This window comes from Blastococcus sp. HT6-4 (assembly GCF_039679125.1).
In the GTDB taxonomy this organism is placed as follows: Bacteria; Actinomycetota; Actinomycetes; order Mycobacteriales; family Geodermatophilaceae; genus Blastococcus; species Blastococcus montanus.
In genome coordinates, this window is record NZ_CP155551.1 from 3215344 (window position 1) to 3241491 (window position 26148).

Consider the following 26148-nt stretch of genomic DNA (forward strand, 5'->3'; position numbering starts at 1 on the left):
CTCGCCGCGGTGCCGCCCCAGGCTGCCAGCGCTGAGCCTGGCGAACCCCGGTGCTGTCGCCGACGGCAGCGATGTGGTCGACCGCTTCAGCCGCGGCGCTCCTCCCCGGCGGCCAACCGCACCCGTTCCGGCGGCACGCACTGCACGTGCTTCCCTGTGCCCCAGCCGTACCGGACACTGAACTCGACGTCGGCGACCCAGCGATCGCGGTCCGACGTGAGCCGCCAGGCATGCTGCAGGCCCGGCCACCAGCACCCGCCCAGCTCGACCTCCACCTGGCGCGCCGGGTCATAGCGGCGCTGATCGACGAGCCGGACCGGCTCGGTCATCCGACCTCCGACCCGTGCCGCAGCCGAAGGCCCAGCCAACCGTCCTTGCCGACGGCTTCCACCCGTACCTGGGACCAGGCGGTGAGTGTGCTGGCGGCGAGGACCGTGCCGACAGTCGAAACGCATCCAGCGGGGACGCGGGCAAGGAGCACGCCCGCCCCGTCACCCTCGAAGTTCAGGTCGGCGACGACGTCGATGTGCGGCACGGTGCCCTCCTCTCGGCTCCCTTCTCGGCAGACCGGAGGGGTTGCTCGTACCCGAAGAAGTGGGGCGGTGCACGTCACGCAGGCGTTCTGACCAAACACCCGTGGCCGTGCCCGAGCGCCCAAGGCTCCGGCTCGCTCCCGACCCCCACGACGGCCTCCGCCTCCCTTCGGCGGGCATGGCGGCGGCGGTACGCCCTGAACAGCCGGCGGCCCGCAGCAGTTCGAGGCCATGGTCCGCACTCTGCCTGCATGCCTGCAGTCGGGGATCACCGCCTACGGACGCCACGGTGGCCGCCGCCACGGTGCCCATGCGCACCCACCTGCGGGCCGCCGACATGCGTTGCGGTGGAGGAGATTCGGCCCGACGACGTACAGCAGCGGGGCCAGCACCGGGTCGGTGCGGGCCCCGCTGCGCGGCGGCTCAAGCTCAGTCGAACGCCACGTAGCTGTCGCGCACTGCTGCCCAGTCCGGGCCGCAGGACGGGCAGTTGTCGATCTCGCCGGGGTGGGCGCCGACGTGCGCGTCGAGCAGGAGCCGGCGGCTGATAGAGGCGAGCTGCAGGGTGCGCTGCCGCTCCCGGGCCAGGTCCTCCTGCGACTGACGTGCGTCCTCGATCAGTCGCAGCACCGCCGCAGGCACGTCATCCGTGTCCTGCATCCGGCGGGCTTCCATCAGCAGCTCGCGCGCCCGCTCGGCTTGGGCCGCGCTGACGACCACGTCCTGGACCACCTCGACCACCGGGTCGCCGCCGCTCCACACCTGGTGCTCGTAGAGCTGCTCGAGAACCCGCTCATGCTCACCCATCACCGCGACCGCCTGGTGCAGCGCCTCGGCAATGTCGTCATCGTCGAACAGAGCTTCGTTCCCGGCGATGATGTCGCCAGCGTGCTGCGCCTGGGCCGCGTCGGCGAGCGCAACCTGCAGTGCCTCGAGATCATTCACGGCCAACTGTGCATAGCCCGCCGCGTCCAGCTCCTTCCCGATCTCCGCCAGCTGGGCCTCGAGATCGGTGACCTGGTCGGCCAACAGCCACACCAGGCGACCCCGGTGCCGAGCCAGCTCTTCCGGGCCCTCCACCGCCCGCGGCCGGGTCTCCTGCTCCGATCGATAGCCCACGCCGGCCTCGACGAGGAGGGCGGCGTCGGTCAGCGCCCAGGACCCACTGGGCAGGTTCTCGGCGGCCAGCGCCGCATGAACCCGCTGCACGGCAGCTGACTGACACCGCGTGCACACCGCGAGCGCGGGGCTCAGCTCGACGTACGAGCCGCAGGACAGGCAAGCGAGATCCTCAATGGCAGTCACGGGAGTCTCCTCCGGTTCCGGGAGCAGACGGTTGCCGCTCCTCTGCCCCCGGACCGTCCGCCGCCTCTGCGGATACGCAATCGCCTGCAGGAAGCGGGGTTGACGCCTATGCCGCGAGCCGGTCCAGTCACCGCGTGCCGCCGCGACAACCGGTCAACGATCCGGCCGGCCCGGCTGGGCACCGATGATTTCCGCTGTGCCCAACCGCGGTGATCTGATGATCGGAGACCGGACGGTCTCCATCGACCAGGCCGACACCTGGATCCGACGTACACGGATGCGGCCAGGAACGGGGAAGCGACGAAGCAGTGGTACGCCTACCCGGCCTGCGACCGCCCCGCGGATGGGTCCGCAGAACCAGACCGGCTCTCCAACGAGGACCTGCTGGCGCCCGTCCTGCTGAACGTAGAGATCGCGGCGCGCGGTCGGCTGGTGGACTGACCAGCGCATTCGCGACGACTGACGCTCGGTACGGAAGGCAGCGACGCAAACGGGGGATGCACGATGTGGCGCAGGACGGTCTTGGCGACGGTGGCACTAATGGGGGCGGCCCTGCTGGCGTGAGGACACCGACCGCCAGCGCGCTGCTCATGGCCGCCGATCCCGACCGGTTCACGGTGATCGACTACCGCTCGGTCGAGGCCCTACAGGCCCACGGGAGCTCAACGCAGGCTGGCCGGACGACGTCGGCTACCTGCAGCGCTGCCGCGCCGTCGCACAAGAGGTCGGCACCGACCTACGCCGGCTCGACCGTGCACTTTGGTGCTGGCACAAGTATCGGCCCGACCCCGCGCCTGCCGCACCGACGGGCGGCTAGGTGTACCCGGCCATCAGGTTGGTGCCGGCCAGTCGCCCCGGCTCGCCAACCGCCCGTCACAGCGTGCAGGCCACCAGCTGCTAGCTGTCCCGTTGCGGGAGCGGCGGGACCTCCTTTGGCCTGCCGGCCGGAGGGCCCACAGGACGGTCACCCCTCCGTTGCACACTGCGGTCCGCCTGTGGGTCAGGGATCGCAGCCCATCCCGTCCTTGTCCCGGTCGAACTTGTCCTGCCAGCCCGCATCCCCCGGGAAGATCGGCGCGGCTCCAGCCGCCCGGACGGCGTCGCAGTTCTGGTAGTAGACCCCCGGTGCCGGTGCCGGTGCCGGTGCCGGTGGCGGCGGCGGAGGCGGCGGCGGCGGCGGAGGTGGCGGCGGCGGAGGCGGCGGCGGTGGCGGCGGTGGAGGGGGCGGCGGCGGCGGTGGAGGGGGCGGAGCGGACGGAGCGGGCGCGGGCACCGGAACGGGGACCGGCACGGGCGCCGGGGCGCGCTCTTCCGCGGCCGGCGCGGGCGCGGGTGGCGGCGGCGGTGGGGCCATCGTCCGCTGCGGCAACTGCACGGTCATCCCGCTCGGCAGGGGCTCGTCCGGGCAGGCGTTCAGCAGCGTGGCGATCGCGTTCTTCTCCGCCTGCGTCATCCACAGGCCGTAGGTCGCCTTGACCGCCACCTGCCGCGCCACGTACGGGCAGCGGTAGCTCTTGTTCGGTGGCAGCCAGGAGGCGGCATCCCCGTCACCCTTCTGCATGTTCAGCGGCCCGTCGACCGCAAGCAGGTTCAGCGGGTCATTGGCGAACTGCCGCCGCTGCGCCTCGCTCATCTGCTGGGCGCCCTTCTGCCAGGCGTCCGACAGCGCGACGACGTGGTCGATGTGCACGTCGTCGCTCGTCTCCTGTCCGCGCTGGAACAGGATCGTGGTCCCCGAGTAGGGGTCGGCGAGGGTGCCGGTGAGCACCACGCAGTTGCGGGTGCCGGGCTTGAACGTCTCCCCGGTCAGGTCGCGTTCGAGGATGTCGTTGCGGGTGTCGCAGCCGTTGCGGTCGACGTCGATCCAGCCGGAGCCGAACAGGTCCCGGTCGTAGCCGGTGCGCGGCGCCCGGCCCTTCACCTCAATCACGGCCAGCGCCGCCAGCGCCGAGGTCGGCGCTGCGGCGGTGACGGCCTCGTCCGTGGCGGCGTCCGTCAGCCCGCCGGAGATCGCGCTCTGGCCGCTGGCGGGCTGCTCGTCGGCCGCGGCGAGGGCCTCCTCGGCTGCCGTGATTGCGGCTTCTTCCGCCTCCGCCGCCTCTGCCTCTACGGCGGCCGCCGCCTCAGCGTCCGCGGCAGCCTGGGCCTCGGCTTCCCTCGCGGTCTGCGCCGCGGTGGCAGCCTCGCGGGCGGCCTCGGATGCCGCGCTGGTCGTGTCGGTGTCCGTGGCAGTGGGCGGCGCGGTCGCCACCCCGGCCATGATCGTCACGACCGCGAGGACGGCGACCCCGCCGGCGACCTTCCGGCTACGGATGCCGGGCAGCCTGCCGCGGATCGCGGCGACCACTGCGACGACGAGCCCGACGAGGCCAAGCATGGCCAGCCCGGCAGAGACCCCGACTGCGAACCCCGCGACCACGAGCAACAGCCCTACGCCGGCGGCGGCGACCGCGACGATCTGCAACGCCTGTCTTGTCCTGCCGCGCGCCATGCTTGCCCCGCCCCGTCGGTGGAGCTGAACGTAGCGGTTCCCTCGGGCCTCGAAAAGAGGCGCGTGGTCACCGCCCGGCGGCGACCGCGACCGCCGGCGGCCCGCCCCGCGACCAACGCTGAGGACTGAGCTGGCGCCGCACCGATCCGGTACGACGCCACCGAGCGGTGCTCGGAGCCGGGCACCCGGGGCCGGCGTCAGGCCTAATGTCGAAGCCGACGCGTCAGGCGCCCGGCTCCCTGAGCACCACAGCCCCGGCAGCCCGGCGCTGCACACCGTGCCGATCGAGAATGTTGCGGACTGAGCTGAACGACCGATCGGTCAACTCAGCCAGCTCACGCAGCGACCGGCCCAACCGGTACTGCGCGACGATGTACTCCTCCACCCGGGCCTGCACCACCGGGTCCGGACGTGGGCTGGCAGCGCCCGCGTACTCAGGCAACGGTCGTCGCTGCGGCCGGGGCGGGTAAGGCACCGGCGCACGGTAGCGGCAGGACGCGGCGACGAACCTCCCCCGACAGGGGGGCGTTCAGCAGCTCACCGCCCTGAACCTGCGGCACCGAAGCATGCCCACGCGGCCCCGTGGCCCTCAGCCGACGCCGGCCGTGACCTCGGCGGAGTACTCGTACCAGAATCGTCCCTGCCGGCCGACGACCTCGACCGGCCCGGAGATCGCAAGAGTGGACCAGTCCGCCACCTCGCCCGAGGCGAACTGCCATCGCAGCTGCGCCCGCAGACCCGCGCCCGCCCGCTCCCGGTGCGGATACGGCAGAGCGGTCCGGGCCGAGTAGATGGGCACACTGTCATCGTGGCCGGGTGCCCACAGCCCGGACGCGCACACGACCGTGGCGATCCCCCCACCGGGTGACCAACACGACCAGGGTCGAGCGACCAACCGCGGCAGCGCCTCCGACGTTCAAGACCGGAGACCGGCCACTGAAGCAGGCAGGTGGCTCCGACGTCCCGTCACCGCCGAGTCGGCACATCCCGTCCGTCCAGAGCCTGGGCGACCATGACCTCGGACGGATCAACCGACCCCCCCAGGGAGTGACATCGTCGGCGCCCACTCAAGGTCTACGCCGGCACGGCCGATGGACCTTGTAGCGGCGAAACGGTCCGGACCGTGGAGCCGCCGCACCTCCCAAGGGTGCCGCGCCGAATGAGAGCGCCACAGGCCCCGGGCCCGTCCTGGTGACGGACCCGGGGCCTGCCGCTGCGATGCCAGCGCGACCAGCGCAAGCCCGCCTCGAGCGGCGCCGTCCTCACGCTCCCACCGGATTGCCGGGCCTGCTGGAACGAGCAGCCGCCTACGCACGTGCCCGTATCCCCGCTCCGTGAGCCGAAGCGGCCCACGCCCCCGGCGGCCTACGCAGCGCTGGCACACGGAGTCGATAGTGGACGTCCTCGCCTTGAACGCACCGGTAGCTGACCTCATGGATCAGAAGCGCAGCTGAGCCTGCAGCCGTCCACTGTCGAAGGCGTTCACGCCCGGCTTCGCCGGCAGCACCACGATCTTGTCGATCACCTGGTCGTACACCGCCCGCCGTCGCGCGTCGTCGAAACCGGCCCACAGCCGCCGCAGCTCCTCGTTCGACCCCGCCTCCACCACCGGGCCTGCTGTTCCGGTGCTCGCCGCCAGCTCGGCCGTCAGCGCCTCGATGCGCTCGTTGACCGCATCCATGTCCACCCGGTAGTCCTTCACGCCCTCGGTCCCCTTGTAGCTGAACCCGGACTCCTTCATCGCCCGGATACCGTCCTTCTCCCGGCGGGCCTCGGCCAGACGCGTCTGCACCGACGAGACGCCGGTCCGCCGGGTCGTCTCCTCATCGACCAGCCGCCTGGCCTCGGCGAGCTTGTCATCGTCGAGGTAAGTGAGCACGAACTCCTCCACCCACAGCTCCGCGCCCTCCCCGCCCAGCGTCATGCCCGGACAGACGCTCTTGCCCCGGTTCTGCCGCGTCTTGCACCGGAAGCGGACCCCCGCCCGGCCACCGGCCAGCTTGCGGGGCTGTGCGGTCATCTTGTGGTCGCAGTGACCGCAGTACAGCAGCCCGGACAGCGGACGGACCTTGCTGCCGTACTTGGCCTTCGTCCGGCGCACGCCCACCGAATCGCGGGCCTTCAGCGCCGCCTGCAGCGCCAGGAAAGTCGCCAGGTCACACGCTGGCCTCATCGCCACCAGGGGATCGCCGACCTTGTGGAACACCTCCCCCACTGCCACCCTGGGCTTCGTCGGGTCATCCGTGCAGAGCGCGCAGCGGCACATACCGACCACGTCCTGCTCGTGGCGCACCACCCACTGCATCAGGTCCCCGCGGTTGACCTCCGGCACGCTCCTCATGCGATAGCCGAGCAGCCTCGGCGAGGTCAGCGTCCGGTGCACCGTCCCCTGGTACATGGGCTCGCCGTCGTTGCCGACGATGCCGTAGCGGTCCCGCCAGTGCTCGGCGATGTCGGCCGTCGACTTCCCCTCGAACGCCGCCAGCCGCACCGCGTCCACCACCGCGGGAAACTCCAGCGGGTGCGGAACCAGTGGCCGCCCCCGCCGGCCGTCGGCCAGCTCCACCCGCGGCCCCGGCATCCACCCGAACGGCCGCTGCCCACCGTGGTAGAAGCCGTTCTCGGCCAGGTGCGATTTCGACCCGAGCTGCCGATCGGACATGGTGTCAGCCTCCATCTCGCCGAACACCGCCTTGATCGCGCGCATCGCCTTGCCCACACCGCGGGCTGCGTTCAGCTCCTCAGTGGAATCCTGGTGGCTGCGCAGATCGACCCCCTTGGCGATGCACTCACCCACGAACGCGATGTTCTGGTCCGCGGTCCGATCCAGCCGATCGAGCTTCCAGAAGGCCAGGGCCCGCACACGGCCCGCCGCCACGTCGGCCTTCAGCCGGGTATAGCCCTTCCGATCCCGGGCGGCGTACGGCGACGCCGAGTCGTTGTCCACGTACTCCCCCACGATCGTCCAGCAGCCCTCAGCCCCCAGCCGCCGGGTGAGGTCGACCCGCTGGCGGTCGATCGCGTCCGACCCGTCCCTGTGGTACTTGCTCAGCCGCAGGTACAGGTAGATCGGCTTCGTGCCCTCGCACACCGTCACCCCGGCGTACTCGGTGAAGTTCGCCCAGGTCTTGCCCTGCCGGCAGCGGCCCGGCCGCCTGTAGATCGTCCTCACCTCCCCCGACGCCTCGTCGAAGATCAGCTCCTCGGTGTAGCCCGGCACCGGCTTCGGTGCAGAACGTTCGGCCGCCGTCGCGCCGGCCTCGACCCCCGCAACCGTCTCAGTCGCCATCTGCATGTCCATCGGTTCCTCCTCGTCTCGGACACCGGCGACCGTGACGCCGTCCCGACGAACGGCAATCACCGCCGCCCCTGTCACCGATCGCGAAGAGTTGATCTTTGATCGCCCGCCGGACACCGCCCCCGAACGATCTTTCTCAGCCGATTGCCGACCCGTCCCGGCTACCGACCGTGCTCCCGCGTCCGAACACCCAGACGCGGGAGCAACCACATGTCCAAGCCCAGCCGGAACGAACAGATCCGCGCACACGCGCAGGCGGCGGCCCGGTCCGCCGCCGCTACCCAGCCGCTCACCATGGAGGTGGCACTGGGGGTCGCCCGCATCCTGCACACCTGACCGAACACGACGAAGGGCGCCCAGCCGGCATGGCTGGGCGCCCTTCGTCGTGTTCGAATGCGAGAGAGAGATCGTTCGCTACTCCCGGGTGCGGCGCTCGCGCTTCATCTCGAGGACCCGCGGCCACTCGGCCAGCTCGGCGTCCCCCACCTCGGCGAGCCGCCGGTCCAGCGCCCCGGCGTCGGCGCCGTAGGTCACCCCCAACCGGAAGGACTTGGTGCGGTCACACCGGTGACCCGCCCTGCTCGGGGTGCCGATCGTGATGATCGGCGCGGACTGGTCCTGAAAGGCGGAGGGGCAGACCGGGCAGTGGAACTTGCGGCCGCCGGTCCGACCCGCGCGCAGGTCCTCCGGGGAGGGACCGTGCACCCAGTGGAAGCCGCACGCCGAACACCGGATCTCGGTGCGGGCATCATCGGTGAAACCGACGACCTCAGCCGCCTGCGCATCACACTCCTCGCACCGCATCGCGGCGCCGCCGGCCGTCACTGGCCGAGCCAGGTGAGCAGCGCCGCGCGCCCCTTCTCCTCCAGCCACTGCTGACCGGCCGGGCTGATCCGGCGGTTCGTGACCGCGCCGTGCTCGTCCTTCTCGGAGGTCAGCCACCCGTGGGTGAAGAAGATGTTGGCGCCGCGGCCGCTGCTGTAGCCGGCGCGCCTGGCGATCTCGGCAGCCTCCTGCTGTGTCGCAGGACGGCCCAGGTTCACGTAGCTCTGCAGCACATAGGCCGCCCGCACGTCATCGAGCTCCTTCGGGACGGTGTAGGCCGGCAAGCTCACCTCCGCCAGATCCGCCAGGCGCGCATCGGCAGCGCCGATCAGCTCGCTGCGCTTGTCCGACTGCTCCTGCGCATACAGCGCCTCCAGCCTGCTGAGGTCGCTCGCGAGGTCGCGGAGAGCCTCCTCGAGGCTCCCGGTCTTCTGCTGCGCGGCCTGCAGGACGGCCGTGAAGTGCTTGCTCATCAGACTCTCCTCCCGCCAGCAAGTGACTGTCGCTGACGCCAACAAGATTGCCATACGGTGATCGCTGCGTCAACAAGCGATTCTCGCTGACGTAGCTAAGTCGTCAACGTTCACGGTCTGCGCCACGCCGTCACACACCGCGGGCGAATGCCGCCGGGGTGGCCGGCGGCATCGTCGCCTGGTGAAGAGCGAATCCCTGAGCACCGAAAGCGACCCCCTGGGCCGCGCGGTCCGCGCGGCGCTACAGGACCTGCCGGTCGAGCGTGGTGCCGCGGTGGCCGCCAGGCGCCTCGCCGCACTCGACAACCACCCGGAACCCGCCACCGGCGCCGCGACCGCTCGGGCGACGCGTCCTCACCCGTCGGCCGGTAGGGACCGCGCGTCCCTGCGTGCGGAGACGTCGGCCGGCCCGGTCGGCACGGACCCCGCTGCTGCCATGAGATCACCGAACAGCCGCTCGAGCTCACGCCACACAGCCACTGCCAGCCCGTCCTCGGTGTGCTGATCCACCACCGTCCCCTTTCCTCGCCGCCGACCGTGGGCGCGAACCGGCAATGCAGAAGGCCCCGTCCGTGGCGGACGGGGCCTCCTGCATTCCGGGTGAAAGGACTTCACACAGCTGGGTGCGCACGCCCCCGGTGGACGCGCACGCCGTGCGCACCGTGCAGCACCTTCCCGCAGTCCGGGCACGCGACCGGTGCGTCGTCGGCGTCCCGACCGTGCGCCTGGCGGACGTGGGAAGCCAGGTCCTGCGGCGCGGCGAACACCTTCGTGCAGCCGTAGTCGCACAGCAGTGTGCCCGCACGGCCGTGCGCGACCGCCACATGACGCTTCAGCCCCCCGGCGCTGGTGGTGCGCCGGTCGCAGCCGGGCTCCGGGCACTCGTACGCCGTCACCCGGCCCGGCGGCCGCCTCGACGTGGCCCCCACGACGCCGTGCTTGTGCCGCCGGTGCACGCCGAGCGCCGCCGGCGTCGGAAAGGTCGCGGTGCATTCAGGGCACGCCCGAACCTGCCCGGCGGCCAGGTCGACCGGCTCGCGGATGTGCAGGACACCGACGTTGCGCAGGTGGATCCGTACCCGGGACGGGTCGAACCCGCGCCCGCGCCCCCCGGCCGGCCCCACCTCGATCCGCTCGACCAGATCGGTGAGCAGCGCCCGGCGTTCCGGAACAGTCATCGCCTCCCACCTCCCGGCGAAGTCCACGTCGACCTCGGCGACTGCGGCCGGTACCTCTCGGAGCTGCTCGAGCTCGGCGACGCGCCCGTCCAGCTCGTCGATCTCCCGCTCCAGCTCGGCGCGGCGGGTCGCCGACTTGGCCCGCTTCCGCTCCCCGCGCAGATCCGACATCTCCCGTTGCAGCTGCGCCAGCTCCTGACCGAGATCGGTCGTGTTCGCCGCCGCGGCCGCACGAGCACGGCGGTACGACTCCTGCAGCGCCGCCTGCCAGCGCCGATTCCCGGCGATTCCCAGGACCGTCAGCTCGACCAGCCGGTGCAGCATTCGGGCGCTGATGGCGTTGCCCGAACAGCGATGTGGATGCTCCTCGGGCAGGTTGTTGCTCGTCCGGCACGCGTACGACGCGGAGTTCGAAGTGATCGTTCCCGGGCCGTACAACCGCCGGCCGCACGGCTCCCCGTCCCCGCGGCTCGCCCGGCACACCACCAGACCGGCCAGCAGCGCCTCGCTCGCCGGGCGGCGACCCCCGGCCGGATTGGCCAGACGGACTTGCAGCCGATGCCAGCGCTCGTCGGCGACCACCGGTGGATGCGGGCGGTGCGGGCGGCCACCGACCTCCAGGATCTTGAACCGCTCCTCGTCGGTCCCGACCACGTCGAAGCCCATCAGCATCGGGTTGGTCAGGATCCGCTTCAACCCGGTCACCTCCCAGGCGATCCGCTCGGTGCCGCCGTCGGGCAGCCGGCGGAACGCGCGCGGCGAGGGAATCTCCTGAGCGTTGAGCCAGCGGACCGCCGCGGCCACCGACCAGCCGGAGTCGATGATCCGGTCGATCACCGCCAGCAGATGCGGCACCTCCTCCGGGTCGTGCTCGAGGGTCTTGTAGCCATGGGCGTCGCGCACCGGCACCAGCTCCCCATCCGGCCCGGGCCGCATCGCCTTCTGGAAGCCGTAGGTGATGGCCCCGCCCCGCCAGCCGCCCCGCTGCCTGGCCAGCGCCTTGTTCTCCTTGATGCGGGCGCTGGAGAGATCCGAGGACTGCTGCGCGAGCATCGCGAACAGGTGGGTGCTGAACTGCTGGGACGGGTCGGCAGTGTCGATACCAGGGTCGACCACGTACAGCCGCACGCCGGCCTCCCGCATGTCTTGCAGAGCGGTCAGGATGGCCAGCAGGTTCCGCCCGAAGCGGTCCATCCGGTGGACGACGACGATGTCGTAGCGGGACAGCTCCGACAGGATGCGACGAAGCAGCTTGTGCTTGCCGTCCCCGCTCCAGGCAGAGACCACCTGCTCGTAGACGTCCCCCCCGTGCTCGGCCAGCCGGCGGTCGCAGACCCAGCTACCCGCTGGCAGTCCGTCGAGGAACCCGAAGCTCGCCTTCTCCTGCACCTCGAACGACTTCGTGTCGTCGTCCCACTTGCTGCGCCGCTTCAGCACGGCAGCACGCAGCGGCCGCCCGAGCTGGACCGACCACTCCCCGAGCGGGTAGTACCTCGACAGCGAAGCGGTGCTCACTGCTGCGCCTCCCGCCGTGCCTTCGCCGCCGCGATGCCCCACCGCGTCCGCTCCGCGTGCGCTGCCCGGTCGAGCCGACGCAGCTCCTCGGTCAGCCACGCCACCTGCCCGTGGACGGCGGCGGAGGGCTCCTCCTGCGGCGTCGATCGGCGCGGCTGAACGATGCGCCGCCGGCCCCCAGCCCGCGCCGACGTGATGTCCTGCCGGCTCGACTCGGCGTGGTCGCCACGGCGGGGGCCGGCGGCCGACCCGGGGCGCAGCAGCATCATCACGTCCAGGTGCTGCTGCGCCATGTCCGGCGACTCCAGCCGGTCAGGCATGGCCAGGACCACCCCCCGGCCGATCAGTGACCGGCGGATCTCGATCAGGCGATCGACGTCGCGCGCGAGCCGGGTGATGTCACGGACGAGCACGACATCGCAGGAGAGGACGGTGCGCAGCGCTTCATCGGTGATTCCGCGCTCACCGATCTCGGTGAGGACGTGGGGATCGGTCCAGCCGTACCGTGCGGCGACCGCCCTCAGTTGGGTGATCTGGGTTTCCAGCGCGCGGCGGCCGTCGGCCGCCGTCCGTGCGTAGATGACGACGTGGTGGGACTTCGCCTCGCTGTTGTCCAACATGCCGTGCTCCTTCTCTCGGGTGACCTGGCATGTCGCACCGTGCGCGCGCACAGACGCGCGGCAATCACCGAGCGCGGATTCCGGCGGAAGCGTCCTAGCTCCGGGCAAGGACACTCCCCGAGGCGTGCATCTCCGCCGAAGGACACTTCGTTTTCGGCAAGGACACTCCCAGCACCGGCGCATCCGGCCGTCGCGGGTTCGGCGTAGAAGCCCTTGAGGCGGGTTCCCGTTGTCCGGAGCACCGCTGGTTCGACTGGCCGCTCGATGGCCGCTGAGCCGGTGTGGGGTGCGGTGTCAGGCGGGACCTGTAGCACGGCCGGCCGCGACGCGCGGGTCAGGTCATCTCGACGACGCGCCGGTACGCCGGCCCAGGGTCGTCGACTGCGCGGATCAAGAAGATGCCGGTGTCCTCCGGGCTGGAGAAGGTGGCCACCGCCTCAGCTCTCGCGTCGGCCGAGAGGACCTCGAGCTCTGCGCGGTTCTGGAGCACCACGTTCGGCGCCCACAGAGCCAGCCCGGGAACGTCGTAGCGTCGGCCGTCCAGGGTGATGTCGATGCTGTGCTGGGTGCCGTAGAGGGCCCCCGGTTCCTCCGGCACCTTGGTGAGGAACTCGCCGATGGCTCCGGGCTGTAGGTCCATGCTCAGCCCGGTGTGGGGCAGGCGCGCTCGCCGGCCGGACAGCGCGCGGGCGATGGCCAGCAGTTCGCGGAAGTCTTCGTCGGGCACCGGTCCCGCCGGGACAGGGATCAGGGTGCCGAGATGGTCTTGCAGCACCTCGAGGGCGGCGACGAGGTGGTGCAACCCCGGCAGGCCCTCGGGTGCTGGAGCGTCGGCGTTGAAGGATGCGATCGTCACCGGGCCGCGGCGGAAGTGCAGGCTGTCCCCGGCTGTGCAGACCCCCAGGAGCCGGACGGCCGGGAGTACGTCGTGCGGATAAGAACCGGCCAGGGGCTTGAGGTTGAGTTCCATGCGGCCCCGCACCGGATCCCCGGCCTCGATCTCGAGCCGCGCCTCCAGCAGCCCGCTGGGGTCGGTGCCGGTCAGCGTCCGGCCGTGGGTCCCAGCCACACCATCGGTGAAGGTGAACGGTACGGACAGCCCTGACTGCCCGCCGCCTCGTTCGAGGACGAGGAAGCCGCGCAGGGGCAGCCCGGTGTTGTCCGGGATGCTGATCAGGCGGAGTTGGGCGACCTGCTGGCGGGGCTCGCCCAAGAGCCGCTGGGTCGCCTCCGACGCGGCGGTGACACGGAAGTCCTCGACGTATCGCCCGGGGATGTCGACGTCGCCGCCAAGCCGCAGGGCCCGGTCGAGGCGCTCGGCGGTCGCCTGCGCCTCGGGGTCGTCCGGAGGGAATGAGAAGTACGGCGTGAGCTGCACCGGGTCGTCGTCGGCGGCCTCGGGACGCTGCGCGGTGAGGATTCGGCCCGGCCCCCAAGGCGTATCACCGAAGTGCCACTTCCAGTACGGGGAGATGGTCGCCCCGAGTTCCACCAGGTCCTGCATGCGCTGCGTCAGATCGGCGCCGGAGGTGAGCGCGGCCCGCTCCATGTTGTACTGCTGGGCCCGCCGCAGCAGCTTGGAGTCAGCGCCTTCGACGTAGCTGAGCAGCCCATCACGGCCAGCAATCTGCCCGTCGAGCCAGTCGAGGCCGTACCAGTCGAGTTCGACGTCGGGGAACTTCCCGCGGAGCCCGTCGAACCACGCCAGCTCGGCCGGGGTGGGGTTGAGCGGGATGACCAGCACCCACCGTCGCGGGGCGTGAAGCTCCACGGCACGAGCGAGCGACTTGGTGATCTGCCGCTGTCGGCTGTTGTTCAGGCGCTTGGTGAAGGACTTGACCTCGTAGATCGTCAGTCCGTCGGGGCCGTCGTGGCGCAGGTCCTGGGCGAGGTCCCCGCCCTTGCCGTCGACGCTGGTCGCACCGCACGCCTCGCGCACGAGCAGTTGCGCGACCCGCTCCAGCTTCTCCGGATCCAACTCCGCCCAGTCCAGCACGCACCCAGTGTCCGAGCAGGTGCGGACACATTCGGTCTGGTGCCGACGGTGTCGTCGCCGCCGCGGGCGGCCCGCGCCCGGCGACCTACGGAGGCGGTGAGGGGTTGCGCGGGAGCGCCCCGTCAGGAGGCGGGTTCGAGCCGCAGCGCTGCGGCTCCCGCATCTCTACGGCGCACGCCGTGCTTGTCGAGGATGTTGCGGACCGCGGAGAACAGACCTGTCGGCCAGTTCGGAGAGTTCGCGCAGGCTTCGCCCGGCTGCGTACTGCTCGACGTGAACCCTTCGACCCGCGCCTGCACCGCCTGGTCCGGCCGCGGGCTGGCGGTGCCGGCGAACTCCGGCAGCGGGCGCAGCTGCGGGCGCGGTGGGTACGGCACTGATGTCTCCTGGTGGGTGCGGCCGTCAGCTCGGCTACTGGAGCGTCACCTGGCACGTGACGGGCAGCCAGGTGGCGACGCGGTAGGCGGCGGACTGCCACGCGTACACGCCGGAGATGTTGCCGGTGCCGGTCGCCGTGCCGCGGGCCGGCACGTAGAAGGGCGCATGTGGGCTGGGGCCGAGGTCGCCCTCGGGGGCACGCCACTCGGTGGTGTACCGGGGGGAGGCGACCTGTTCCTCCAGCATCACGAGCACGTCGTAGTCGGAGGTGTTGGTGATCGTGTAGGTCCAGTCGCCGTCGTACATGCCGTCGGTGTCGCCGTAGACCAGGTCGTTGTCCTCGCCGAGGTCGCCGTACAGCTCGGTGTTCGACTCCCCGGTGAGCGTGATGGGGCTGGCGGTGACGGTGACCGGCAGTTCGGTGGGGCACCGCGGGGTCACCGGCTGAACTTCGACGCCGTCCGTCATCGAGGCCCCTTGGGCGAGGTCGACGAGCTTCTGCGGGCAGTAGACGCCGACCGCGGCGACGACGAAGGCGGTGACGTCGATCGGGTCTAGCGTCATCGGGTCGATGGTGTTGTCGACCTCGTAGGTGGTCAACAGCTTCCCGGCGACCGAGTCGATGTTGGCGCCGGTGTAGGAGGAGCAGACGCCGCGGCCGAGCCGGGCGATGCCGGCCGACGCGGCGGTCAGGTCGGTGGGGAGGATGAACGGGTCGCGCGTCAGAAACGCCCGGACGCCGTCGAGGGCGGCGACCTCGCTGACGAACGCGGTGTCCGCATCGGCCGGTGTCGGGTAGCCAGGCGCCAGGTAGGGGTCGGCCGGCTCGGAGGTGGGCGCAGTCGCGGAGGTGCGGTCTGCCGCCTTGGGGTCGGCCGAGGACGTGCCGGCGCAGCCGGCGGTGAGCAGCGTGACCAGAAGCGCACCAGTAGCAGCGGCCATGCGAGGCACGGGTCCTCCAGACGGATCAAGCCGCGGACCCACCCTGCGGCGGTGCGGCGGTGCGGCGGTGGGGCGGTGTGGCGAGGTAGCGAGCACTGGCGACCTGACATGTCGCACTGAGGCGGTGAGGGACCGGAAGGTCGGGGCTGAGTCTGCCCCGCGGCGTGTTCAGCCGGTGGGCCTCGCGACGATCAGCTCACCCTCACGGGTAGTCGCATCCCGCGGCACTCGGGCCGGTTGCGCAGCCAGGGGCACCGTTGGTCACCCACATTCCCTGGGGCTCACGTGCGGGCTTCGTCCCGCTCCTGCCGCAGCCGATCGCCTTCCCCGGCCGCGAGGGCGAGCACCTCGCACGGCCGCTCTATGAGCTCGCCGGCGACGGTTTCCCGAAGGCAGTCGATGCAGCGGTGCACATGGTCGCCATCGGCTCCCTCGAGCAGGTGCAGCGGCCGGGCCTGGTCGCAGGCGCCGCAGCAGTCCGGCAGCGAGGGCTCCGGGAGGCGGAACACAGACGGAATCATCCCGATGGGGTACGACAACCGCATGCGGCTTCCTGGTGCGTGCTCAAGGGCGTCCTGGCCGGTGGCCAGTCGCACCTACAGCCAGCGCCGCGGGGTCAGTACGGCCCGGCTGGCCGAGGAACCTCGAGAGGGCCTGCCCGGTAGGTCCACGCCGATCGTCCGGGGATGACGAGCCGATGGATCCGTTGAAGCTCCGGCCCCGGCGGACGGGTCAGGGTGCGGGGTGACCGGCGGCCGCCGCACCAGCTCCGGTGCACTCCTCCTGCCTTCTGCCAGGCAGGTCCAACGGCGCACCGGTGGCGAGGTCGATGACGGTGATGCCCGCGGCGGTGTACCGCGCCCACCCGAACTTGTTCTGCTGGGCGGTGAGCAGCTCGTGCTCTGCGCGCGTCACCACGCAGGCGTCCGCGCCGGTCAGGATGGCGGCGACGTCGGCGCCCGGCGCGAGCAGCCGGGCGACGAGCTCCTTGCGCGGATGAACGTGCTCATGGTGAAGCAGCTTCGCCGCGGCGGTCGCGCTCATCCGCCCCTGGATCTCCAGCGCCGCCTCGCTGCGGTACCGCAGCAGGTACTTGCGGGTCACGCTGCCGCGTTCGGTGACGAACCAGATCGCCTCGTTGAGCAGCCGCTTCCGCTGGTCGGAGTGCACCCGGGGGTCGGTCAGTGCGAACTCGGCAAGCGCAACCGCGCTCCGCACGCGGGCGGCCTCCTCCTCGGGCTCTTCCTGCCACACCGGCGTACTGCCGCTCACGCGACCGTCCCTCCCGCGTCATCGTCTTGCCAGCGGTCACGCAGCCAGCCGGTCACCGCCGGGTGAGGGACCTCCGGCAGCGCGGCCCGGTACCGCTTCTCGAAGATCGTGACCGTGAGGCTGAAGATGGGGTCGTCGAACAGCCGCGCGGCCGCCTGCATGGTCGGGTACGTGTCCCCGCGGCCGGCTAGTGGCGAAAACCGGCCCCCGGCGGCGCTTGCGGTGAGCTCCTCCCAGGACCGGGTTCGCGGATCGGCCGCCTCGATGCCGTCCAGCAACGCCCGCGCCAGCGGTGCGCACGCCCGGCTGCCCCGGCGCGGAGCCTCCAACTCGGCGCAGCGCACGACCTCCGCGGCGAGCGCCGCGGTGTCCGGCGTGGCTATCGAGGACGTGTGCCGGGTCAGCACCACCGCCGCCGCCTGCAGCGCCGGGCTGTTGAAGGCCGCACCCGCCAGGGCCAGCGCCGGGACCGCCTGGTCCAGCGGCGCAGCCTCCGCATCGCCGAGCTGCTGCAGCCTGTGCTCCAGCCACCATCCTTCGGTGCTGGCGGAATCCCGCGCGGCGGCCTCCAGCGCCCACGCCGTCAGGGGTGCCGGCGGCTGCACCCGGCACGCGAGAAGAACGCAGATGCGCGCCGGCCCGCCACCCACGAGCTCGCTCAGCGCGGACAGGTCCTCCCCGGGCGCATCTCCTGGTGGCAGGTCCGCGGGGTCGGATTCCTCACCGGTCAGCGCGTCGACGACGGTGAGCCCGGCGGCGGCGAAGCGCTCCCAGCCGTACAGCTCCGGGGATACCCGCGCCAGGCGGCGGCACTCGCTGCCGGTCACCGCACAGGTCACCGCCGCGGACAGGACAAGCGGTGCCAGCCTCGGTCCGCCGCGCAGCAGCTCCTCCACGGTGCCGCGCAGCGGGACGAGGGGCTCCCGGTGCCGATCCAACGGATCGGCAGCTGCGGCGGCGGGCGTCGTCCAGCGGGCGCCGCGGGCGGCCTGACACTGCCGCACCGCCGCGGCCAGGAGCGCCATGCGGTGCTCGGGCAGCGCGTCTCGGGCGGCCAGCACTGCCTGTGTCAGGCGGATGGCCGACAACTCGGCCGCATCCGGATCCTCCCGCGGCGCGGTGAGCTCATCGACGACCGGCGGGGTGCTGGCTGCCGGCGGCGCTACGGACGTCGGCGTACCTGTCCGCGGGCCGTTCCCGTCGCGGGCCGCTCGGATGATCTGGAACTGCGGTCCGTCGGTGGCCCACCGCTCGGCCAGCGGCACGTACGGATGCCGGCGCAGCCACGGCCCGAGCTCGCGCTCGAGGCCGGTGGCAGCTTCGTCGAGCCGTGTGGCCTCGACGGCGCCGTGGCGCTGCAACCACGACCGGATGATCTGCCGTGCCGTGGCCGGCGTCACGTCGTCCTCGGACATCGGGACATCCTGACCCGCTCTCGTCCACCCGACCAGGGGGAGCTACCGCGATGAGCCATCCTCCCTAGCGCGCAGCACAGCTCGCCCAACTCTGCCGCTGTCTACCCGCAGCGGTACCGCAGCTGCGCGAAGGGGCGCAGCTGTTCTGCGCGCAGCGCCCGACGGCCTGGTACATCACCGCGAGCTAGGCCCCGGACATCGGATGATCGCGGAAGTAGCAGTGGGCGACGACGGGCTCGCGCTCCGCATGCCGTGGAGGTCACCGACCCGGCCATCGTTGAAATCGCGGTGCAGTATCAGGCGCAGGCCTCGATGGTGCGCATCTAACCTTCCGGGCCATCGCCACGGACTGCTGCGTCGAGTACATCCTGCGACCCGATGCTGGAGCCTGTTGCGCAGGGTCGGGTGAGAACAGCCGGCCGGCGCTGCTGGTCGGCCGGATCTATCGGCGCGCTCATCCACGCGCCGACTGCCTGCGGGCCCTGCGAGTGATGTAGCCGCCTACCCACAATGGGTTGGCGCTCTCGACGGCAGCCGCGGCAACATCGGAGCATGTCGACGTGAAGAAAAGCGTGCTCGTCCTCGTCGTCGGCGCCGCAGCTGCTGTTCTCACCGCCTGCGGTGGGAGCGCCGCCGACAAGGCCGACACCGCCGCGGCGGCGGTCGTCACCGCCGAGCAGCCCGACCCCGAAACCCTCATGTTCGAGGCGTGCGTGGAGGACGTGACACCGCTGTTGAAGGCACCGCTGACTGCCGTGTTCCCTGATCCGCCCACGGCTCGCTACGAGACGCCGGACCCCAGCGGATACCACGACGTGCGGGTGTACAGCTACGTCGACTCCCAGAATGGATTCGGCGCGCTCATCCGTTCGGAGTGGAGCTGCTCGGTGTCGATGTCCGCAGATGGAACCCAAGTGACCGACTTGGGTCGCATCGTCGTCGGCGGTCGGCAGTTCTTCTGACCGGGTTCAACAGTCTTTCAGGACGACCACAACGACCGCCCGACGGCGCGCTCAGTGCGCCACAGGCCAGCCCTCCTTGACTCTCAGGGCACCGACCGGTGCCCTCAGCCGGCGAAAGTCGTTATCTCGGCGACGTACTCGAACCAAGTGTGCCCGCAGGCGTCGGGCACCTCGGTCGGCCCGGAGACGGTGAACGTGGCCCAGTCCGCCGTCTCACCCGGCGGCAGCAGGTACCGCAGCTGCGCGCGCAGTGCAACCGCGCGCTCGCGGTGCTGGGGGTACGGCAGCGCAGTGCGGACTGCGTAGGTCGACACGTCGGCATCTTCACCGGGGACAGCGCCACATGCGCCCTCCTTCCGGATGTCGTCCTCCGCGCGGGTGAGCTGCGTCGACGGACCGGCGGACCGGGGGCGACGTCGACATCTTCCCGGCGTCCACCGTCTCGAGCGCGGCCGCTACCTGGTCAGCGAGACTGCCGGTCGCGCAGGCAGCCGGTCACGTCGCCGAGGAAGCCAGCTGGGCGGCGTGGGCGTCGTTGGCGGTGCGTGCCCGACGCCCGGGGCGGTCAGCGACGGGCCGGGCGGGAGCCCGTAGCGGCGGCGGTAGCTGCCCGGGGTGAGCCCGTGGCGGGTCAGGTGGTCGGCGGAGACGTGCGCCAGCAGTGCCCCGCAGATGTGGCAGCGCACGCGCCGCTGGCCGTCGACGGCGGTCAGCCGGCCCGGTGGTCCGTACACCGGCGTGCCGTCGTCCAGGCGGCCGATCGGGATGTGCGGCTCGGCGTGTGCGGGCACTGCTCACCTCCGGCCGATGATCATGCCGCCGGGGTCCGACATGCAGGGCTAGGGCGAGGGGTGAGCGAGCCCTCAGCGGTGAAGCGGATCGAGGCGCGACGGGCGGGAACGTGACCGCCGCCGAGGCTCAATGGGTGTCGTCCCAGCGGGCCAGGAGCCGTCGCGCCGCCCCCAACTCTTCCTCGAGCTTGGCGCGGGCGTGTGGACGCAGGACGTCCTCGCGCAGCCGTCGCTCGATGCTGCGGACACGCGCCCGAAGACGCGGGACGCCGGACCGCTTGTCCTTTTCGCTCAGCCGGCGCGAGCCACGCGCCCCCGGCCCCTGCGCGGCGGTCGACGTTCTCGGCTGCTTCGCCGCGGGGGTCACCTCCGTGCTGGTCCGGCGGCGGCTGTCGAGTCGCGCCTTCGCCTGCAGACCACGGATTCGGAGCTTGTGCAGGGTGCCCCCGGCCGGCACGGATGCGCTCAGCGGCGGCTGGCCGGCGGCCTTGAGCGCGGCGGCGACGTCGGCCACGATCCGCCCGTCCGGGAGGCACACCTCGCACAGCTTGAGCTTGCCACTCTCGGGCACGGGCGCCCGCCGGTCACAGACCCGGCACCGCATACCGGGGCGGGTCGTGTAGTTGATGTCGTCTTCTGGCCGGCGTAGCCGCTCGCTCGCGCCGGACGGCTTGAGTCGCACCTGTCCGGGGCTGACGCCGCCCGCGGTGAGCCTGACTCGCCCCATGACCGCCATCCTGCCGCCTCGCAGGCCAGCGGCACCCCAACTTCCCCCGGAGGGGCGAGGAGGCAGTGCGCCGGTACCGCAGCGATGTCGGCCGGGGAAGCGGATGCGCCGACGTCGGCGGGGTGCGGCGCGAAAGCGTCGGGTCAGCGACGGGTGGGTACCTGCGTCCCGGTCTCCGGCAGGTCAGGAGCCGGGTCGATAAGGGCCTTGATCCGCCAGGGAAGGTCCCACTCGAAGAACCTCCGGCCCTGTTCGAAGTCGGTCAGCCGCGTCCGGCTGATCCGCAGCCGACGGGCGGCGGTCTCGTCGGTGAGGCTCCTGGGTTCCGGTAGTGCAGCCACTGCTGGGTCAGCGGGTCGTCGCCGGGAGTGTCCCTCGGCGGAGCGATGTGTCCGTGAGCGGAATCGATCGGCCCAACAGTGTCCGTCGTCGGACGAGGCCGACAGTGTCCGTCGCCGGAGAGCCCAGGTCAGGCCGGGACACTCTCACCGGAATCTGCGCCGAGAACGGCTCTCCCCGTAAGGACTCACCAGTTGGTCTTTCTCTTGGCACATACGCGGCCTGACCTGCGCTAATGCGACTCCGGACGTGTGCCGGGGATCCTGGCGTGGAGACACCGAAGCAGCGGGTGCTGGAATCGACCGCGAAGCCTGACGGCGGTCACCACCATCGAGGACCGATGTGCCATGCGCGATGAAGAAGCGGGGCACCCGACGTGAACCCATCGGTGAACCGGCGCCCGGCGGACGCGTTCGCGGAGTTGGCCCGCCGGTCCGTCGAGCCGACCCTGCGGATGCTGGCCGCCGATGAGCGCCAACGGGAGCCGACCCCCCGAGCGCTCGCCGCCTACGAGCGACAGGCGAAGCCCGTCCGGCGGCTGGTCGCGATGCAGGAGCGGCAGACGGCGGGGGTCGAGGCGGCGCTGAGAACCGCCGGCTGGGCGGCGGCGCAGTACGACGCCGCGGTCAGGCACCTCAAGCTGCCGGCCGTCCAGACTGCGAGCCGAGCCCGCGCCAAGGAGAACGACCGGATCCTGGAGTTCCTCGCTGTGCCCGCCCTCCGGGGCACCAGCCGGGTGATGGCCGAGCAGTACCCCGACATCATCGGGCACCTGGATTCCGCGGTGCCCTCCGCCCTGCTCGCCCACATCGAGGAGGCGGGCCGCGCGCTGGCCGACTCCGAACAGGTAGCCGAGCCGGCCCAGTGGCCGGCCGCCGCAGAGGACGACGACGGTGACCTCCGCAGGGACGACCTCGGGGGTACCCTCGACGCCTTCATCGCCGCCGCCCTAGCGGGCAAGGACATCGCGACGGCTGCCTGGCTGCTGACCGTCCGGCAGATCCGCCGCGTCTACGGACACAAGGCGGCCCGGGAAACGCTCGCCATGTTCATCGCGCTGGCGGCGACGTTCGTCCTCGCGGCGTGGCTGGTCAACGACGCCGACAAGCCCGTCTCCGAGGCCTTCAACATGGCGGCGCCGATCCCGATCGCCGTACTCGGCATCTTGCGGATGGGCAGCCGAGGGAAGTAGCCGCCGGGCCGCTGCCGACAGTCACCGCCGCGCGTCATCGTCCCCAGCGGCTCGCCGTCCTGCCACGGTGGCCACTCCCCGCGAGCCATCAGCTCCTCGGCCCACGCTGCGCCCTCCTCCTCCAGGCGGTCAGTGGTCGTGGTGATGGCCAGCGCCCGCTGCTCCACCTCATCGGAGTCGATGAGGTCGAACAGCCGCCGGGCGTCCCCCGTCGTGCCGATGGACAGCTGTCCGCCCGGCAGGTTCCGCAAGGAGCGATTACGCCTCGGATGGTCACCCGCTGAGGCGGTGAAGTCGTCGAGCTTGGCCTCGTCGAGGTGCTCCAACGCGTTGCGCAGATCCGCGAGGACGGCGTCGGGCTCCGGTTCCGGCACACCGCGCTCCCGGGCTACGCGGCGCACCCACCACTCCAGCTGGTGGGCCGCCCACACCAGGTGATGCTGCGCGGCCCACAGCCGCTGCCACCGCTCGTAGACGTCGTGCTCGGTGATGGCGTAGTTCCAGCCGCGCTCGTAAGCCCGGTCAAGGTCGTCGCGACGCTGCCGCGCCGCCCGGACCTCGGGGACTAGCCGACGCACCTCGCCGGCCCACACATCGACGAAGGCCTGCGCGGTTTCCTCCGCTGCACTCACCACCCGTTCCTACCTCGGAGTACTGGCCGCCGCTGCCGAGCAGACCCGGCTATCGCTTGTCGAACGTCGCCACAGGCTGACTGCAGCCTCGGAGACCCCTCACCGCAGTGCTCCACGCCGCCAGCGCGACCCAATGATCTATCGCTGTCGGCGACTCCCCTCACGATCTTGATCGGCCCGCCGCCCGGCGCGGTCACGACACATCGTGCTGGTCCCGCTCGCGGGACCAGGAAGGAAGCGAACTGTGAGGCAAGGCCACCGCACCATCCGTCTGCCCGGCGGCATCACCGTGACGGTCGTCCCTCTGACAGGCACCACACCGGTCAAGGTGCTCCGCGCGGCCGCCTACCACGCCGACCTCTACCTGTTGTGGGGTGAAACCTTCGCACCGCCGATCAACAAGTGGGAGTTCCGCACACCCACCGGCAGCGGTTTCTACGTCGGCATGTCCGCCGCCCTGCGCGAAGAGCTGCGCGCCGGCGTCTCCCTGCAGCAGTGGAGCAACCGCCAGGAACGTCTCGACCCAAGGCTCGCCATCCTCATCCGGCGCGCCGGACGGCCCCTCGACCCCGAACTGCTCCGCTGGTGCGAGACCTTCCTGATCCGTCAGCTATGGCTGCGCTGGACCATGCTGAACACCGTCTCGAGCTGCCCGACCGCAGGTAGCCGTCTCACCCGGCACCAGCTCACCTACGGCCTGTGGCTCACCGAGCGACTGCTCCACCTCATCACCGGCCGCATCCTGCCCGCCGGCGCCGAAGGCACCCCCACCGGCGGACCGATCCGGGAACAGCTGCTGCGGCTGGTCCGCACCGGCGGCCCCATGCTCACGACCGAGATCGTCGCCGTGGCACTCAAGCGTGGGGTGCCAATCCACAACCATGGCGACCCCCACGCGACGGTCCGCCGAGACCTCGCCACCCGCGAGCGGGACTCCCGGGGCCCGACCCGTGTCCGGCACACGCACATCCAAGGGCCGTCCGGACGCAGTACCTCGTTGTTCTACCCGGCGTGGATGAGCCGATCCGAAGCCGTGCGCGCCTGGCGTGTACGCAACAACCTGCCGGTGCCCCCGCCCCGCAGGTCGCGCCGGTCGCGCCGGTCCCGCCGACGCGGCTAGGCACCGTGGCCTCATCCCGGGTCCACACGAGGACCGCATAGCCGGGTCACACCCGACGCCCCCCGGGTACGGCGCCAGGACGTCCGGCCATCGAGGGATGCCTGCTCACTCGATGCCGCGCGCCAGGCGCAGCGCCTCCTCCAGGGACGGGCCGGAGTCCACCGCCTCCTCGAAAACGGCCAGCGCTTCGTCGTCGAGCGCGGCGACCATCTCATACATCCGGCACGTGGCCGTCAGGTTCTCCGCGGCCTCCCGGGCCGCCGCCGCAGACTGTCGCTTCTTCTCCGCCTGGTCCAGCGCGGCGGCCGCCTCCCGCATCCTGGAGTCCTCCGCCCACACCTCGAACTGAAGGTCCCTGCGAACCTCCCCCAGCACCCCGGCCCACCGCCGACGGCGGCACCACCGCGCCCACGGCGCCACGTCGATCGGCGGCTCGTCCAGAACTGTCGCCTGAGCCACCATGAACAGCTCCCCGACTGTCCCAGCCCAGGAACGCCGATTCGCCGCCACCACGGCCCATTGCTGCGGACCCAGGGGCGGCAGTTCCTCCATGTCGGTGACCTCGTCTACACGGCACGGATGCCCCGGTAGGCGCCAGCCGAGCTCATCACGCAGCCCCCCGCACAGAGCCAGATCAGCATTGGCCCGCGCACGCAGCGCCCCGTTCCCCCGTCGGCCGGGATGAGCCAGCACCTCGGCCCAAACCTGATCGCTAACAGCTTCGAGGACGGCGCCAGCGGCGTCGAGCAGCAGCGTGGGAACGACGTCGGCCACCGACGCCAGCAGGCGTGCGGTCTGGACCGACATGATCAGCGGCGGGTTCTGCGCTCGCGCCACGATCGTGGCCGGCGACCCGGGATTGTTCGTCATGCCCTCCACCGTGCGGACTGCACCGCCCCCGTCAGTCACCCGGTTGAGCAGGTACCAGGCTGAGCGGAGTCGGCGCCGCAAGCGACAACGCGGCGCCCTTCGGCCCGGTCAGCATGTTCCGGAATGTTCCGGTGTGCCGGCCCCTACACAAACCTCGGGCAAGAGAGCCGGACGAACCGTAGCGGTCACTGATTCACCGGAACTACGGAACACCGTGGAACACCGATGAGAAGTTGCGTCCGGTCAGAGCGGACGCGCGTTGCCGACTGCGCGTCCGCCGCAGCGGCTCGTCAGCGGCCGCGGCAGCTGGTCAGTCCGGCAGTTCGACGAACGGCAGCCGCACGGCGGTCAACTTGGTCTGAAGGTTCAGGTCGCCGGTGGCTACGAACACCGCCGAGCCGGGGTGTGCGCTCTGCAGCAGCAGAGCCGAGGCCACGAGGCGGTCGTCGGGCACGTTCAGGTCCAGCCAGCCGGGCAGCTTCTCGCCGCGGGGCTCGACGTGCTCGAAGACCGCGGAGATGTCGCCAGCGACTCGAACGCCGGACCGCACGTCGCCACTCTGGCGGAGAGCCTTGAGGCGCCGGACGGCGGAGCGTGCGGCTTCGCGCATCTCGGGTGTGCGGCCAGACCGCTTGAGGTCGTCCAACTCGCCGAGCACCACCGGCAGCAGGTGCACTCGGTACCGCTTCCCCAGCTGCCCGGCATAGGCGGTCAGGTCGGGGCAGTCGATGAGGGCGTTGGTGTCGGCGACGACGCGCACCGCCAGAACGTCTGCGGGCAGAAGCCGGCGGGAGTCGCGCAGCACCTGCACCGCAGCTCGGAGCTGCACGACGGCGGAGTCGATGCTGCCCGGAGCGCTGAGGTCCCCGCCGGCGCGCACGAGCCAGCCTTCCAGCAGTTCGAAGGCGTCGGTGTGCCGCTGCGCCACCTCGGGCGTCGGATAGCGGAACAGCAGCTGGAAGCGGGGCCGGAAGTCCCGCACCTGCGCCAGCAGCCTCATCCGTGCCGCCTCCAGCGGCGCCTCGCTGGCCGCCCAGGCCCAGGGAGGGAGTCCGATAACGCCCGGCACAGGGTCGTAGCGCTCAATCGCCGACGTCTCGAGTACCGCCAGGTAGGCCCTCTCGGTGGCGTCGAGTTCGCCCATCAGCCCATCGGCGTACGCCACCGGTGCGGTGTGCGAGCTGGACATGCTCCGATACTCGGCGACTGGGCGCTCGGGCCGCCGCCGACACCCCGACGATCGTTGTGCTGCAGGCTGCTGCACAACGTCCGCG

The 26148-nt window shown here is 71.4% G+C and carries 27 protein-coding genes; 4 read left to right on the forward strand and 23 right to left on the reverse strand.

Annotated elements, in window-relative coordinates:
* Positions 1-86: 86 nt before the first annotated feature.
* The 7 genes from ABDB74_RS15285 to ABDB74_RS15315 form a co-directional block, all read right to left on the reverse strand.
* Positions 87-329: a hypothetical protein gene (locus ABDB74_RS15285; RefSeq protein ID WP_346619611.1), complete on the reverse strand. Its 243-nt coding sequence runs from the start codon at positions 327-329 to the stop codon at positions 87-89.
* Positions 326-535, reverse strand: coding sequence for a hypothetical protein (locus ABDB74_RS15290; RefSeq protein WP_346619613.1), 210 nt, complete (start codon positions 533-535; stop codon positions 326-328). Before ABDB74_RS15290 ends, ABDB74_RS15285 begins: the two co-directional genes overlap by 4 nt.
* A 427-nt stretch (positions 536-962) precedes the next feature.
* Positions 963-1838, reverse strand: coding sequence for a hypothetical protein (locus tag ABDB74_RS15295; protein WP_346619614.1), 876 nt, complete (start codon positions 1836-1838; stop codon positions 963-965).
* A gap of 1000 nt (positions 1839-2838) precedes the next feature.
* The gene (locus ABDB74_RS15300) at positions 2839-4329 is read right to left on the reverse strand and encodes a DUF1524 domain-containing protein (RefSeq protein ID WP_346619616.1); all 1491 of its coding nucleotides are present in this window, start codon (positions 4327-4329) and stop codon (positions 2839-2841) included.
* Between the two features lie 223 nt (positions 4330-4552).
* Positions 4553-4714, reverse strand: a complete 162-nt coding sequence (locus ABDB74_RS15305) for a helix-turn-helix domain-containing protein (RefSeq protein ID WP_346619618.1) — start codon at positions 4712-4714, stop codon at positions 4553-4555.
* Positions 4715-4918: 204 nt separating this feature from the next.
* Positions 4919-5128, reverse strand: a complete 210-nt coding sequence (locus ABDB74_RS15310) for a hypothetical protein (protein WP_346619620.1) — start codon at positions 5126-5128, stop codon at positions 4919-4921.
* Between the two features lie 639 nt (positions 5129-5767).
* Positions 5768-7630 carry a recombinase family protein gene (locus ABDB74_RS15315; protein ID WP_346619622.1) on the reverse strand — a complete coding sequence of 621 codons (1863 nt, stop codon included), beginning with the start codon at positions 7628-7630 and terminating at the stop codon, positions 5768-5770.
* A gap of 207 nt (positions 7631-7837) precedes the next feature.
* Here ABDB74_RS15315 and ABDB74_RS15320 point away from each other — a divergent pair, with 207 nt between their 5' ends.
* Entirely contained in the window at positions 7838-7963 is a 126-nt protein-coding gene (locus ABDB74_RS15320) for a hypothetical protein (protein ID WP_346619623.1), read from the forward strand.
* A gap of 78 nt (positions 7964-8041) precedes the next feature.
* Here the strand turns inward: ABDB74_RS15320 and ABDB74_RS15325 are convergent, their stop codons facing one another.
* From ABDB74_RS15325 to ABDB74_RS15370, 10 genes are all read right to left on the reverse strand, one after another.
* The gene (locus ABDB74_RS15325) at positions 8042-8452 is read right to left on the reverse strand and encodes a hypothetical protein (protein ID WP_346619624.1); all 411 of its coding nucleotides are present in this window, start codon (positions 8450-8452) and stop codon (positions 8042-8044) included.
* Positions 8449-8925 (reverse strand): hypothetical protein, encoded by a 477-nt coding sequence (locus ABDB74_RS15330; protein ID WP_346619625.1) that lies wholly within the window; start codon positions 8923-8925, stop codon positions 8449-8451. The genes ABDB74_RS15325 and ABDB74_RS15330 overlap by 4 nt, the downstream gene beginning before the upstream one ends.
* 611 nt (positions 8926-9536) lie before the next feature.
* Positions 9537-11618, reverse strand: a complete 2082-nt coding sequence (locus ABDB74_RS15335) for a recombinase family protein (RefSeq protein ID WP_346619626.1) — start codon at positions 11616-11618, stop codon at positions 9537-9539.
* Positions 11615-12346 (reverse strand): recombinase family protein, encoded by a 732-nt coding sequence (locus ABDB74_RS15340; protein WP_346619627.1) that lies wholly within the window; start codon positions 12344-12346, stop codon positions 11615-11617. The genes ABDB74_RS15335 and ABDB74_RS15340 overlap by 4 nt, the downstream gene beginning before the upstream one ends.
* Positions 12347-12572: 226 nt before the next feature.
* On the reverse strand, positions 12573-14234 hold the full coding sequence (locus ABDB74_RS15345; RefSeq protein ID WP_346619628.1) for a hypothetical protein: 1662 nt from the start codon (positions 14232-14234) through the stop codon (positions 12573-12575).
* A 122-nt stretch (positions 14235-14356) separates the two neighbouring features.
* Positions 14357-14611 (reverse strand): helix-turn-helix domain containing protein, encoded by a 255-nt coding sequence (locus ABDB74_RS15350; protein WP_346619629.1) that lies wholly within the window; start codon positions 14609-14611, stop codon positions 14357-14359.
* 34 nt (positions 14612-14645) lie between these two features.
* The gene (locus ABDB74_RS15355; RefSeq protein ID WP_346619630.1) at positions 14646-15554 is read right to left on the reverse strand and encodes a DUF732 domain-containing protein; all 909 of its coding nucleotides are present in this window, start codon (positions 15552-15554) and stop codon (positions 14646-14648) included.
* Between the two features lie 281 nt (positions 15555-15835).
* On the reverse strand, positions 15836-16099 hold the full coding sequence (locus ABDB74_RS15360) for a hypothetical protein (protein WP_346619631.1): 264 nt from the start codon (positions 16097-16099) through the stop codon (positions 15836-15838).
* A gap of 187 nt (positions 16100-16286) precedes the next feature.
* Positions 16287-16826 carry a hypothetical protein gene (locus ABDB74_RS15365; protein WP_346619632.1) on the reverse strand — a complete coding sequence of 180 codons (540 nt, stop codon included), beginning with the start codon at positions 16824-16826 and terminating at the stop codon, positions 16287-16289.
* Complete coding sequence (locus ABDB74_RS15370) at positions 16823-18241, reverse strand: hypothetical protein (protein WP_346619633.1); 1419 nt, start codon at positions 18239-18241, stop codon at positions 16823-16825. Before ABDB74_RS15370 ends, ABDB74_RS15365 begins: the two co-directional genes overlap by 4 nt.
* A gap of 515 nt (positions 18242-18756) precedes the next feature.
* On the opposite strand from ABDB74_RS15370, the gene ABDB74_RS15375 reads away from it, so the two are divergent.
* The gene (locus ABDB74_RS15375; RefSeq protein WP_346619634.1) at positions 18757-19203 is read left to right on the forward strand and encodes a hypothetical protein; all 447 of its coding nucleotides are present in this window, start codon (positions 18757-18759) and stop codon (positions 19201-19203) included.
* A gap of 104 nt (positions 19204-19307) precedes the next feature.
* Here ABDB74_RS15375 and ABDB74_RS15380 read toward each other — a convergent pair whose 3' ends face one another.
* From ABDB74_RS15380 to ABDB74_RS15395, 4 genes are all read right to left on the reverse strand, one after another.
* Positions 19308-19517 carry a hypothetical protein gene (locus ABDB74_RS15380; RefSeq protein ID WP_346619635.1) on the reverse strand — a complete coding sequence of 70 codons (210 nt, stop codon included), beginning with the start codon at positions 19515-19517 and terminating at the stop codon, positions 19308-19310.
* Positions 19518-19658: 141 nt separating this feature from the next.
* Positions 19659-19994, reverse strand: coding sequence for a MucR family transcriptional regulator (locus ABDB74_RS15385; RefSeq protein ID WP_346619636.1), 336 nt, complete (start codon positions 19992-19994; stop codon positions 19659-19661).
* Between the two features lie 127 nt (positions 19995-20121).
* A complete protein-coding gene (locus tag ABDB74_RS15390; protein WP_346619637.1) occupies positions 20122-20721 on the reverse strand; it encodes a hypothetical protein in 600 nt (199 codons plus the stop codon).
* A gap of 143 nt (positions 20722-20864) precedes the next feature.
* Entirely contained in the window at positions 20865-21062 is a 198-nt protein-coding gene (locus ABDB74_RS15395; RefSeq protein WP_346619638.1) for a hypothetical protein, read from the reverse strand.
* 374 nt (positions 21063-21436) lie between these two features.
* On the opposite strand from ABDB74_RS15395, the gene ABDB74_RS15400 reads away from it, so the two are divergent.
* Positions 21437-22252 (forward strand): hypothetical protein, encoded by an 816-nt coding sequence (locus tag ABDB74_RS15400; protein ID WP_346619639.1) that lies wholly within the window; start codon positions 21437-21439, stop codon positions 22250-22252.
* Positions 22253-23089: 837 nt separating this feature from the next.
* Positions 23090-24004: a hypothetical protein gene (locus ABDB74_RS15405; RefSeq protein WP_346619640.1), complete on the forward strand. Its 915-nt coding sequence runs from the start codon at positions 23090-23092 to the stop codon at positions 24002-24004.
* Positions 24005-24109: 105 nt separating this feature from the next.
* Here the strand turns inward: ABDB74_RS15405 and ABDB74_RS15410 are convergent, their stop codons facing one another.
* Both ABDB74_RS15410 and ABDB74_RS15415 read right to left on the reverse strand, forming a co-directional pair.
* Positions 24110-24874 carry a hypothetical protein gene (locus tag ABDB74_RS15410; protein WP_346619641.1) on the reverse strand — a complete coding sequence of 255 codons (765 nt, stop codon included), beginning with the start codon at positions 24872-24874 and terminating at the stop codon, positions 24110-24112.
* 310 nt (positions 24875-25184) lie between these two features.
* Positions 25185-26063, reverse strand: a complete 879-nt coding sequence (locus ABDB74_RS15415) for a PIN domain-containing protein (protein WP_346619642.1) — start codon at positions 26061-26063, stop codon at positions 25185-25187.
* Between the last annotated feature and the right edge of the window lie 85 nt (positions 26064-26148).

Bases quoted from the DNA above. Each gene is read 5' to 3' on its own strand.
- ABDB74_RS15390 (WP_346619637.1), bottom strand. From the start codon at position 20,721: ATGGGGCGAGTCAGGCTCACCGCGGGCGGCGTCAGCCCCGGACAGGTG.
- ABDB74_RS15320 (WP_346619623.1), top strand. From the start codon at position 7,838: ATGTCCAAGCCCAGCCGGAACGAACAGATCCGCGCACACGCGCAGGCG.
- ABDB74_RS15315 (WP_346619622.1), bottom strand. From the start codon at position 7,630: ATGGACATGCAGATGGCGACTGAGACGGTTGCGGGGGTCGAGGCCGGC.
- ABDB74_RS15285 (WP_346619611.1), bottom strand. From the start codon at position 329: ATGACCGAGCCGGTCCGGCTCGTCGATCAGCGCCGCTATGACCCGGCG.
- ABDB74_RS15330 (WP_346619625.1), bottom strand. From the start codon at position 8,925: ATGAGCAAGCACTTCACGGCCGTCCTGCAGGCCGCGCAGCAGAAGACC.
- ABDB74_RS15355 (WP_346619630.1), bottom strand. From the start codon at position 15,554: ATGGCCGCTGCTACTGGTGCGCTTCTGGTCACGCTGCTCACCGCCGGC.
- ABDB74_RS15410 (WP_346619641.1), bottom strand. From the start codon at position 24,874: ATGACGAACAATCCCGGGTCGCCGGCCACGATCGTGGCGCGAGCGCAG.
- ABDB74_RS15370 (WP_346619633.1), bottom strand. From the start codon at position 18,241: ATGTCCGAGGACGACGTGACGCCGGCCACGGCACGGCAGATCATCCGG.
- ABDB74_RS15360 (WP_346619631.1), bottom strand. From the start codon at position 16,099: ATGCGGTTGTCGTACCCCATCGGGATGATTCCGTCTGTGTTCCGCCTC.
- ABDB74_RS15415 (WP_346619642.1), bottom strand. From the start codon at position 26,063: ATGTCCAGCTCGCACACCGCACCGGTGGCGTACGCCGATGGGCTGATG.
- ABDB74_RS15300 (WP_346619616.1), bottom strand. From the start codon at position 4,329: ATGGCGCGCGGCAGGACAAGACAGGCGTTGCAGATCGTCGCGGTCGCC.